Source organism: Micromonospora sp. 4G55, assembly GCF_016803375.1.
The window spans coordinates 1-10,748 of sequence record NZ_JAEVHN010000182.1; the positions used below are offsets into that span (position 1 = coordinate 1).

A 10,748-nucleotide genomic window follows, 5' to 3' on the forward strand; every position below is an offset into this window, starting at 1 on the left:
CGGAAGACCCCCGCGCGTGCCGGGGACGACATCTCCAGCGGCAGGTAGAGAATGAAGTAGGAGGGGAAGACCCCCCGCGCGTGCGGGGACGACCGAATGGAGATGTCGAACGTCGAGCTGCTCGACGGAAGACCCCCGCGCGTGCGGGGACGACCATCCCCGGCACGCCTCCGGACTCAGCCATCGGGGAAGACCCCCGCGCGTGCGGGGACGACACTTGTTGACCTGGGGATTTATCGGCGGAGCCGGGCTGAGAGAATCAGTCCGTCGAGGTCGACGGGCAGCCATCGGTCGCGGCCGGCGGTGCGGATTGCCCAGCCTTGTTCGTTCTGTGCTGGTTCAATCATGATGGCTTGTCCGTCTCCTACTCTGGTGGCGAGGAGTGTCCAGAGGCGGTCGCGTACGCGGGAGCTGGGGTTGCCGACGAAGACGCCGGCGGCGACTTCGATCATCCATCGGGTGAGGTGGCCGCGGAGTCCTTGGGCCACGGCGATGAGGACGACGACGGTCAAAAGTCCACCTTAGGCTCACCCAGATCAGGTCCGGTGACTCCGATGAAGGATGTCCCGTCAAGGCTGTCGGCGTAGTCGGCAGCCCAGTTGATGCCCCCTGGCACGGAGCCGAGGTCCTCGTCCCAGAGTTCGTGGGCGTCCTGGTCGATGATCTCGCTGCCTTCGCTGAGAAGCAGCGTCTTGATGTCCTGAACGATGCGGGTCATCAGCTTCCCATCGGCGACTCGGTCGCGGAAGGCGGTCCGTACGTCTCGTTCGCTGGTGAGGCCTTTGGCGGCCAGGTCGAACGCGAGTGGAATCGTGTAGTCGGCCTTGTAGAGGTCTCCGATGTCGAGGACGAAGGAGGTCGCACCGCCGGTGTGGACGAAGCCGAGTCCGGGGCTCGCGCCGAGGCCGACGATCGCTGCGTGGCAGATCCCGTAGAGGCAGCTGTGCCCGGCGGACAGGAGCCGGTTGACGTCGTCACCGGCTTCGAAGGGTTGGCTGGGTTTGTAAAGCCTGCCGTCCCACGGCACTGCCGTGCGGGCTGAGTGGGAGCGGTAGATTTTTTTGACTCGGGCGCCTTCTCGTCCGCGTAGTTGCTGCATGGTCAGTGTGCTGACGTCTTCACCGGGGAATCGCATGCCGTACATGCGGCGGGCCACGGCGAGGCGTTCTTTGGTGCGGGTGACCAGGTATGCCTGGCGTTGGAGGAGTTGCGATCCTCGGCTGGGGCCGATGCCGCAGGCGTAGAGGCGGACGCCTTTCTCGCCGACCCAGCACAGGGCGGTGCCGGAGTCGGCGAGCAGGCGTACGGCGGCGGTGGTGATGCGGGCGCCGGGGCCGATGAGCAGGGTGGCGACCATCGCGGCGGGTACCCGGACGGTGCGTTCCCGGTTGACCAGCACGACGGCGTTGTCGTCACGGTCGATGTGGCAGCGTTCGACGTAGACGCTGGAGATGCGGTCACTGACCCGGTGCAGGTCCTGCGGGTCGGCCAGCCACCACACCTCAGCGTTCCGCGGCGGGGCGGGGCGGGGCGAGGGTGAGCAGACCGAAGCCGTAGGCCTTGCCGGAACCGATCCCGTCGAGCAGCGCCTGACGGGCCAGCTTCGGATCCTCGATTTGCAGGAGGCCGTCGAAGGTGACGCTCTCCAGGATCACCGGCGGTACGTCCGTTCGGTGTCCGGTCTTGTGGAAGCGGAGCCGGTGCCGGTCGGTCGCTCGCACGGCGGGTACCTCGTTGCCGTTGACGTTGTCTGTTGGCGTGGTGCACCCGGCGTGGGCCAACCGTTCGACGAGCCAGTCGAGTTGGTCGGGCAGGGTGCGGTGCGCGACGCGGACGCCGCGGGGGCGCTCGCCTGCGAGTTGCTGGGCCTGCGCCTCGGATGGTCTTGTCGGTTTCTTTGTCGCGCTGGTGGGGTTGGCTTTGAGCCGGTAGGCGAAGGTCCGCCCTCGCTGGATCTGGTCGAGCAGCGGCTCGTATGACCTGACCATGGCTTGCGGCTCGTCGGCGGAGGGCCAGCCGGCTTGTTCGACCATGTGTTCCCAGGACGGTTTCGACTGGGTCAGGACGAGGACGGCGAGTTGGTGCTGGTGTGGGGTTTCCAGCCGCCAGAGGACACGTTCGGCGACCGGTTGGCGGCTGAGGCCGCCGAGGACGGCGGCGTGCAGCACCTGCGGGTTGCGCAGCATCCGCTGCGCTTGGGGCCGCAGCGGGTTGAGGTGGATGCGGGACAGGTATGGCATGGCAGCTACCACCCGAGCAGCGCGAAGGGATCGTGGTCGGTCTGGCCGGTGTCGGGCCAGCCGGTCGGTACGCGCACCCATTCCTGGCGTACCCGGCGGGTGTTGAACCCTCGGTGCAGCGGGTCGAAGGAGTGGGGCACGTCGATGCGTACGTCGGTGCCGTTCTCGTCGTCGACGGTGACCGGCAGGTCGACGCTCGAGGGGCGGTCATCAGGGCCGAATCGGGATGTCCGGTGGCGGTTGCTGGCTTGCCAGGGCACCTGGCCGAGCACGTCGAGCGGCCAGCCCGTCCAGAGGCCGTCTTGATCGACCCGGTCCGTGTTGTCGGGGTTCAGGAGCAGGGGCATGGTCGGCGGGCAGGACCGTCGGCCGAGAGCGAGGGGGAAGGCGGGGCTGCGTAGGGCGTCGGCCAGGGTGTGCAGCAGGTCGATCGGGCCGCTGACCGCCGCCACGAACACCGCGTCCTGGAGGTAGAACCGGTGTGTGACGTGCGTGTACTTCGCCGGGGACGTGGGCTTTTGCGCGCCCTTGGCGTTGACCGAGGCGGACAGCAGCGGCCGGCTCCGCAGGTCGCTGACGGTGTGGTAGTCCCGTAGCAGCGACCCGGGTTGGTCGGTGCGGACGCCGAGGCTCAGGCCGAGGAGCGCCTCGATCGAGTCCTGACGGCGTAGCCCCTGCGCGGCGGCGAGCAACCCGACGATGCCGCTCTTGGTGGGCTCGTCGAGGGTGTCGCGGCGGTTGAACTGCCCACGTCCGCCCCAGGACTGAAGTGGCCCGGCTAGCCGGAGGACGAGGCAGGAGGTGTGGTCGGTCATCGTGGCGTCGTCGACCCGTCCAGTCGGGGCCGCACGGCGGCGATGGTCGCGTCGATGGCCTCGTCGAGGCTGCGCGGAGCCCCGAACGCGTGGGCGACGCTCGCCGGGTCACTGTCCCGGTCCTGGTGGCTGATCGCGGCGGCGGTCGAGGCTGGGTCGTAGATGCTGGCCACCGCCAAGGGGTTGAGGCCCCAGGCGGTGCTGGTCCGGTTGAGTTCCCCCGCCAGACGTAGCGCGGCCTTGGCGGCGATGCCGTCCCGACTGCGGATGGGGCTTTCGAAGGCGGAGACGAGGTTGACCGGCTGGTCTGCGCGGACGACGTAGCTGACCATGCTGGGCACCGTGCGGTGAGCGAACGTGTTCTGGTGCCCGGTGGGCATCGAGGTGACGAAGGCGCGCAGGAACGCCCGGACGGCCTCGATCGTCGCTTCCGGGTCCTGGTCAAGGTTGACGGCGAGGTGGTGCACGTCGAGGGTGGCGAACCGGTACAGCGTCGCGGAGGTGAACTCAACCGTGCCGATCATCGCCGCGCCAGCGTCCTCCTCGGCGGTCTTCTCGTCGTCCACCGCCGTGTAGTAGTCGAACTCGATCTCCACCGGGTGCACCGACAGGGCGTGCGCCACCTGCGTGGCCGCGTCCACGTTGAGGGCGGGGATGTCGGCGACCATGCGGCCGAACAGCGCCACGTCGATCGGGTGCTTGACGGTCAACTGCGCGCGGACCGGCAGGTCCGCGACGGCCTTGGCCAGCGCGTCATCGGCGAGCGCGGTCAGCTCGGCGGCCCGCTCGGCGACCAGGTCGACGATGGCGTCGAGCTGGCCGCGCCCGAAGAACAGCAGATAGGCGCTCTCGGCGGCCTTCTTGCCGGCCTTGATGTCGAGGTCGTGCGCCAGCAGAGCGTTGCTCAGCCGGGCGGCGGCCTCGCCGTCCAGGCCGGTCCGTTCGGCCAGTCGCGTGGCCAGCAGCGTGGACACCCTCTTGGTGCGCGTACCGAGCTGGTCGGCGGGGATGCCCAGCTCGTCCTGGAACGCCTTTCGGGTGGCGCGCTTCCACGCCTGGGAGGACACCCGCGCGCGGCGCGCCCCGCCGTAGACGGCCTGCTTTGGGCTGCCCGCGTCATCCCGGTTGAGGTTCGACGGCGGCACGGTCTGCAAGATGTGAATATCGATGTAGGTACGTCGGTTGGTCACCGGTTCTCCTTGCTCATGGGCATCGGGCAGATAATGAGTCGAGGCGCCAGGGTCGGGGCTCATGCGGTGCGGTTACGCCTTCGTGGTGGCGGCACCGGCTACCTCCGGCGCCTGCGCGTCCTCGCGGAAGGTGAAGTACTGCGCCCCCCACCGGCGCCGAACCGCGTGCACCCGGTCCGGGTCCTGCCAGTCGCGCAGGTCCCGGAAGAGCAGGGTGTAGTCCAGCGGCTGGGCCGGGCTCAGGGCGCGCAGCTGGCTCACCAGTCCCCGCAGGTGCGCGACGACCTCGGTGAAGCTCGTCGCGGTCGCCGCCGCACCGAATCGCTTGTCGACTGCGTCGACGGTGAACTTCCCGCTGACCCGCAGCTTCGCCATGGCCAGGCCCAGCCCGACGGTCGGCTGGTGCATCAGTCTGGACTGGGACTGTTGATGCACGGCGAACAGCGCGAGAGCGGCGTGCTCGGCTCGCAGGTCGGGGCTGACCCACCCGTCTGACCGCAGCCGGGTGTAATGCGGCCACATCGCCGGGACGGCCCCGGCCTCCCGGCTCAGCCCGCCGCGCAGCGCGGCGAGATCCCTCCCCTCGGGCAACTTCTTCGAGTAGTCCCGCTCCCAGAAATGCCGGCTCGGCTGCCGCTGGACTGTGCCCTCGCTGGTGCTCATCCACATGTCTCCGCTGAGTCGGAAGGGATCAGGATTCGATGCCGAGGATCTTGCGGACCGACGCCCGGAACCACACCTCGGCCAAACTGGCCCGGTAGGCCTTCTTCTGCTTGTCGTCCTCGCGCCCTAGGAATGCCGTCGGCGGTGCCGCGGCCAGTGCGGGCTCGGCCACCTTGAGGGCCAGCGTCTGCGCTGCCGTCCGCCAGGCGTCCTCGGCGTCGTCGTACCGGCCGGGTTCTCGTTGCAGCCCGGCCAGCAGTCGGCGCACGACCCGGTTGAGATCCTGCATCAGCGCGTCGCCCGGCCTGAGCCCCTTGTCCCAGGGCACCGGGTCCCCGCCGCTGGCCCGCCGCAGGTCGTCGTCGAGCCGGTTACCGGCCCGGCGCAGATCCTCGGCTTGCACGACCACCGTCTCGATGAGCCCTCGCACCTCACCGGGTGCGAGGGCCGCCAGCGGCAACGGAATCAGATCGGCGATGACGTCCTCGACCACCGCCGACTGGTTGCCGTACGCCACACCCACGGTCAACACCTGCAACGGCACATCGTCAACGCCAAGGTCAGCCAGTTGGGCGAGCAGAATACTGCTGTTGAAGGCCGCGCCTTCCTGCGGCACGGTGGCCATCATCGGGCCCAAACCACGCCAGGCGTCCCGCCCAACGGCGTGACGGACCGGCGCCACCGGCGCCTGGCCCGCGCGGGGCTTGTCGACCCGCCGCCACGCGGTGTGCGGCTCCACATCCTGCGGCAAGGGTTGCATCCGGTCACCCGCGGTAAGGAGCACCCGGCGCACCACGACTCCACCAGCGGCGTCCCGGTCGGGAATGAGACGCACCCTGCGGGACTGCCAGGTCAACAGGTCCAACAGCCCCATTGGGCCCCGCACCTCCCAGGCGCCGGTCATCGCCCGGTCCCGCCGCCACTGCGGCACGTCACCGGGAGGCGGCTGCCGCACAATCGGGCTGTTCAACAGCACCGTCTCAGCGAGGTTGCGACCGATCGGCACCGTGACACCCAACGCGCCACACGGGCCCGTCGGGTTTCCCGTGGTCTTGCCCCCCTTCGCCTGGGGATCGTCGGCCGCACCCGACTTGATCGCCGCGGTGTCCCAACACTGGGTGGCCAGCATCGCCCGGGCCGCCTCGGCGGGAGTCAACGCCGGCGGGTTCGCCTCGGTCCGCGGCGTAAACAGCGGCACGTTGTTGCCGGTTGCCGTCGCCGCGATCAGCAACGAAACCGGCTTGTCCTCGTCCTTGGCCGTCCGCAACCCGGCCACCTGGCCGAACGGACGACCGCCGAACAGGTCAAACCGGGCGCGCTGGTCGCCCAGGTACTCCTTGATCCTCTCGGCCGGCAGGTGGCCGTCACGCCAACGCTGTTTCCAGCCACCCTCACTGTCGGGGATGCCGCAGGCGTCCAGGTAGACCGGCAGCAGCACCTGCCGGAACACCGCCACGGCCTCCAGTGGGTTGGCGGTGGCCAGCCCGTCGATCTCGTGCGCCCTCGACAGGACGTCGATGAGCGACAGCACCCGGGGACGGCCACCCTCGACGACCGGTATCCACGCCTCGTCCACGAGGTTAAATGAGGGGCTATCCATCAGCACTCCGTAGATTCGTCATGAGTCATGGACGGTGCACCGCGTCCGAGACGAGCGTCGCCATGATCTTCGCTGCGATGGCCCCCAGCACGGCACCGACGACCTTGACCACCCTGCCGGCCAGTTTTCGATCAGGAGGGCCGGGCGGGGGGCTGACGCCGTCCACCTCCAGTAGAAGGCCGCCCTCCGCTGCACGCCTGGCGTGCACCGTCACGTGGTTGACGTACACCACGGTCCGCCGGTCAGGCTCGAGCACGGACCGGAAGAACAGGTCGCCGTACGACGAGAGCACCTGTAGGGCACGCTGCACGGAGTCATGCCCAAGGTTGGTAGCTCGCGCGAGGCGCTCGGCCTCAACCACGTCGTCAGTCTCATGACTCGCCTCAACGATGGCCATGAGTACTCGTCTCTCCACAGAGGCCATGCGGGGAGGGTAACAGTCGATGCCGAATGCCCAACGGGTACGCGGGCCGGTGCCACTCGTCTCTTGTAGCCCGATAAGCTGCTTTCGCCTGGCCAACGCCGGGGTCATCCCGCCCAGCGGGTGATTGACACGTTGTCCCCGCCACGCGGGGGTTCGCACCTCGGTCATGCTCGCTCGTCGAGTAGGCCGAGATGCTTGTCGTAGGTCAGCCGTCGACCGCCGAGGATGGCCGAATTGCGCTCGTCGAGGACCAGTGCGTAGGACTTTGACAACCAGCCGTTGCCGTACCAGCCGGGCAGCGGTTCGAGCTTCTTCGCCGCCTCGGTGACAGCGGGACGGGCCGGCAGCCGTACGGTCGACCCGACCACCTCCTCGGCGAGCGCCGCGTCGCCGACATCGCCGCTCGGGCCGAGGCTGCGTCCGCCAAGGGTGAGATACCGACCGCCGCCCTGCCGAACGAGTACCACCTCCACCGACTCCGGGCCGTCCCGCACCACCGACGCCATCTCGTCGTCGCTGCGCGCCTCGCCGGTCGCCCGCCCGTGCAGCCCGGACAGCGTCGGGGCGCCAAGCTCGCTCTCGCCGGCCAGCAGGAACACCTCCGCCGCTTGCCGCCTTCTGCGCTGCTCCACCTGCCAACTGTCATGCGCCGCCACCGTCGCCTCCTGCCACGACGCCACGACGATGTCACTGTCTCCGTATCCGCGACGCACCAGGTCAGGGACGTCGGCGGGGATGCTCCAGCCGTCACCTGCGGCGGCATCGGCGACCAGCGCCGCGGCCCGCAGTAGCAGGTACCGCCCGTAGATGTGCTCGCTGCCGGCGGGAAAGACCGGCGGCCCGGCCGGGTGGGTCCTCAGTCCGGTGACGAAGACCTTGGGCGGCCGGGTGCGCCCCGGCCGGGTGTGCCGATGCACCCGGCCGACCCGCTGCAGCAGAAGATCGATCGGTGCGAGGTCGGTGACGAGCAGGTCGGCGTCAACGTCGAAGGACTGCTCCGCGAGCTGGGTCGCCACCACGATCAGGCGGGACGGCCGCGCGACGCTCCCGCCAGGCGGCCCCAGAAGATCCAGGGCCTTTCCAGTACGCGCGGCGCGCTCGGCGACCGTCAGCCGGGCGTGCAGCAGGATCACCTCGTCGGCTCCCCACTTCTCGGCCAACGCCTGGTAGGTCTGTTGCGCCCGGCCGACCGTGTTCCGTATGACCAGGGCGCAGCCCCCGGCACGTAACTCGTCGTCAAGGAGGTTGACCACGGTCTCCGGGCCGCCATCCAGGGCTTCCTCCCGCAGGTGCACGGCCACCGGGGTCGTCGGCCGCCAGGACGCGGTCGTCCGGGTGGCGCAGGTGACGGCGACTCCCGCCGCGGTGAGCGCATGCAGCACGGGATAACCCGAGGTTTCCCCCACGGCCGGCAGGTCAACGGCCCGGCGGCTCTGCACGCCCTGAAGGTAGGCCCGCATCAGGCTCTCCCGCTGCTGCGGGGGCAGTGTCGCCGACAGCAGGATCACCGGCACGCCCGCGTCCGCCAACCAGCGCAACGCCTCGTGCAGGAACTGCGACATGTAGACGTCGTAGGCGTGGACCTCGTCCAGGATCACCACACGCCCGGCCACGCCAGCATGCCGGAGCATCACATGCTTGGTACGGGTCGCGGCGTACAGCAGGTGATCGACGGTGCCGACCGTGACCGGCATCAGCATGCCCCGCTTCGCCCCGAGGAACCACTGCGCCGGAGCATGCTCCGGGCGCACCGATCCACCACGACCGGCCATCCCAAACTCGTCATCGCAGCCAAGGTCGTCGATACCGGCGAAGTGGGTCTTCTGCTGGAGGGCATTCCAGCGCCGGTTGAACATCCGCTTGCCGTGCAGCAAGCCCACCGGCAGTTCCCGGTCCACCTGGTCGGCCCACTGGAGCACCCGGTCGAACATCGGGTCGCTGGTCGCCTGGGTCGGCATGCCCACGAAGATGCCGTCGCAACCGAACCGTCGACCGAGCACCTCGGCTGCGACGAGGGCGCCCTCGGTTTTCCCCTCGCCCATCGGCGCCTCGATGACCAGGAGCGCCGGCACGCCCATCTGCTCGGCCAGCTCTACGCAGGCGGATTGCAACGGACGTGCGCTCTTCCCGAACCGCGCCGCCACCAAATCCGGCATCCGACGATACGGCGCAGCACCCCAGCCACCCCGCAGCTCCAGTTTCGCCCATGCCTTGGCGGCCCGGTTACGGGCCGCGGCCATGGAAACCTCGGCCAAACTGAAAACACCCGTGAAGTGATCACTGCTGGCGATCCAGTCCGCCATGATCACGAAACCGCACAGCCCCAATTGTTCGCCTCGACGGGGCGTCTTCACAGGTGCCAGCCGTGCCAGATCAACGTCGAGAGCGTCTGCGACGGCGTGAGCCAGAGCGGCTTGGGCAGCCTTCCAAGCTTCGCCGGCACCCTGCGCGTTGCGGAGCCTGCTCGCGGTCTTGAAAACAGAGCCACGCGACGGAAGCAGGCCGTGGTGACCTGCGACCAAGGGCCACACCCACTCGACCGCCTCCTCACCCCACCCCGCCTCGCTCAGCACCGACCGGACGATCACCGCCCCGGCGCAGGTGTGATGCCACCCGGCCGACTCACGGTTCAACCCCCGCCACGTGAGACCGGCAGCCTGAACCGCCTGCGCCAGCTCGTCGACCTTGCCCTGAAAGGCCGGTGAGGCTTTGCCAACGTCATGCCATCCACAGAGGAGGGCAAAGAAGCTGCGCCCATTGTTGCCACATACGTCGTCCAGCCAACTCTTGAGACGCCCGGCGAGGTAGTGATCCCAGATCAGCTCCGCGACCGCCGCCGTGTCCAACAGGTGCTGCAGGAGCAGGTTGGGCTGGCCGCCAGCATCAGATTTCCCCCACAGCACAGCGAGGGCAGCGGTGCGCTCCGAGGGCATGTCCAGGACTGTAGAGGCGCCTCCGACAAATCCTCAACCTCACGTTCTCCCAGTCGCCTTTCCGACAAAGACAACAGTCCAAACATCCGTGGGCGGAGTTACACCATCGACCTTCGAACTCTTGTGCGGATTGTTGCTCCTCGTGATCAAATGAGGATCCCTTCAATGCCAGAACACGTCTGCATCTCCGTCGACTGGTTCACAGCTCGCCGGACAGCAGGCGCATCTTCGTACAATGGATCACCTCGGCGGGGGAGAAGGCTCACCATGAAGAGCTCGAAGACAGCAACTGTTTGCTTGGTGACTCAACTGAAGTTTTTAGCGCCGCCCAGCTGATAAATCCCCAGGTCAACAAGTCGTCCCCGCACGCGCGGGGGTCTTCCGCCTCGGCCCCCGGCCCTGCCATGGGGAGGATTGTCGTCCCCGCACGCGCGGGGATCTTCCACTTTGCGTCCCGGGTTGAGCAGGGCAGACCCCGTCGTCCCCGCACGCGCGGGGGGTCTTCCGCTGCGGATGCCGGTCGCCGAGTTCGACCTGGAGTCGTCCCCGCACGCGCGGGGGTCTTCCCGCGATGGTCACCACGAACGTCACCGTCATCGCGTCGTCCCCGCACGCGGCGGGGCGCGGGCCACGTCGGGCACCAGCCGACGCAGCCCGTCGGGGTTCATCACCTGGCGGGGGCCGGCGTCGTCGCGGGAGCCGATGACGTACCAGACGGAGACCTGGCGGGCCTGGGCGAGCCAGTCCAGCTCGTGGTGCAGCAGCACGTCGGCGGGGGTGCGGGCGCGGTAGATCAGCGCGGCGCCGGGCGGCAGCTCCTCCAGCATCGCCCGCAGCGGGGCGATGCCGCTGCCGCCGGCGATCAGCAGGGCCCGCTCCCGGG

9 protein-coding genes and 1 pseudogene are annotated in these 10,748 nt (G+C 68.9%); all 10 read right to left on the reverse strand.

The genetic code is table 11. From position 1 onward, the window contains the following. Positions 1 to 233: 233 nt before the first annotated feature. Complete coding sequence (cas2e, locus tag JNW89_RS16695) at positions 234 to 512, reverse strand: type I-E CRISPR-associated endoribonuclease Cas2e (protein WP_238449617.1); 279 nt, start codon at positions 510 to 512, stop codon at positions 234 to 236. Then, positions 509 to 1,501 carry a type I-E CRISPR-associated endonuclease Cas1e gene (cas1e, locus tag JNW89_RS16700; RefSeq protein WP_238449618.1) on the reverse strand — a complete coding sequence of 331 codons (993 nt, stop codon included), beginning with the start codon at positions 1,499 to 1,501 and terminating at the stop codon, positions 509 to 511. Before cas1e ends, cas2e begins: the two co-directional genes overlap by 4 nt. Before the next feature lies 1 nt (position 1,502). After that, a complete protein-coding gene (gene cas6e / locus JNW89_RS16705) occupies positions 1,503 to 2,240 on the reverse strand; it encodes a type I-E CRISPR-associated protein Cas6/Cse3/CasE (protein WP_238449619.1) in 738 nt (245 codons plus the stop codon). A gap of 5 nt (positions 2,241 to 2,245) precedes the next feature. Beyond that, the gene (gene cas5e / locus JNW89_RS16710; protein WP_238449620.1) at positions 2,246 to 3,055 is read right to left on the reverse strand and encodes a type I-E CRISPR-associated protein Cas5/CasD; all 810 of its coding nucleotides are present in this window, start codon (positions 3,053 to 3,055) and stop codon (positions 2,246 to 2,248) included. Then, on the reverse strand, positions 3,052 to 4,245 hold the full coding sequence (cas7e, locus tag JNW89_RS16715; protein WP_238449621.1) for a type I-E CRISPR-associated protein Cas7/Cse4/CasC: 1,194 nt from the start codon (positions 4,243 to 4,245) through the stop codon (positions 3,052 to 3,054). The genes cas5e and cas7e overlap by 4 nt, the downstream gene beginning before the upstream one ends. Before the next feature lie 72 nt (positions 4,246 to 4,317). Next, complete coding sequence (gene casB, locus JNW89_RS16720) at positions 4,318 to 4,908, reverse strand: type I-E CRISPR-associated protein Cse2/CasB (RefSeq protein ID WP_238449622.1); 591 nt, start codon at positions 4,906 to 4,908, stop codon at positions 4,318 to 4,320. Between the two features lie 28 nt (positions 4,909 to 4,936). Next, positions 4,937 to 6,508 carry a type I-E CRISPR-associated protein Cse1/CasA gene (casA, locus tag JNW89_RS16725; protein WP_255540894.1) on the reverse strand — a complete coding sequence of 524 codons (1,572 nt, stop codon included), beginning with the start codon at positions 6,506 to 6,508 and terminating at the stop codon, positions 4,937 to 4,939. Between the two features lie 25 nt (positions 6,509 to 6,533). Further along, complete coding sequence (locus JNW89_RS16730; protein ID WP_238449623.1) at positions 6,534 to 6,905, reverse strand: hypothetical protein; 372 nt, start codon at positions 6,903 to 6,905, stop codon at positions 6,534 to 6,536. Positions 6,906 to 7,096: 191 nt separating this feature from the next. Beyond that, positions 7,097 to 9,865 carry a CRISPR-associated helicase Cas3' gene (gene cas3 / locus JNW89_RS16735; protein WP_238449624.1) on the reverse strand — a complete coding sequence of 923 codons (2,769 nt, stop codon included), beginning with the start codon at positions 9,863 to 9,865 and terminating at the stop codon, positions 7,097 to 7,099. Positions 9,866 to 10,458: 593 nt separating this feature from the next. Then, positions 10,459 to 10,748 (reverse strand): annotated as a pseudogene (locus tag JNW89_RS16740) (oxidoreductase); the annotation flags it as partial.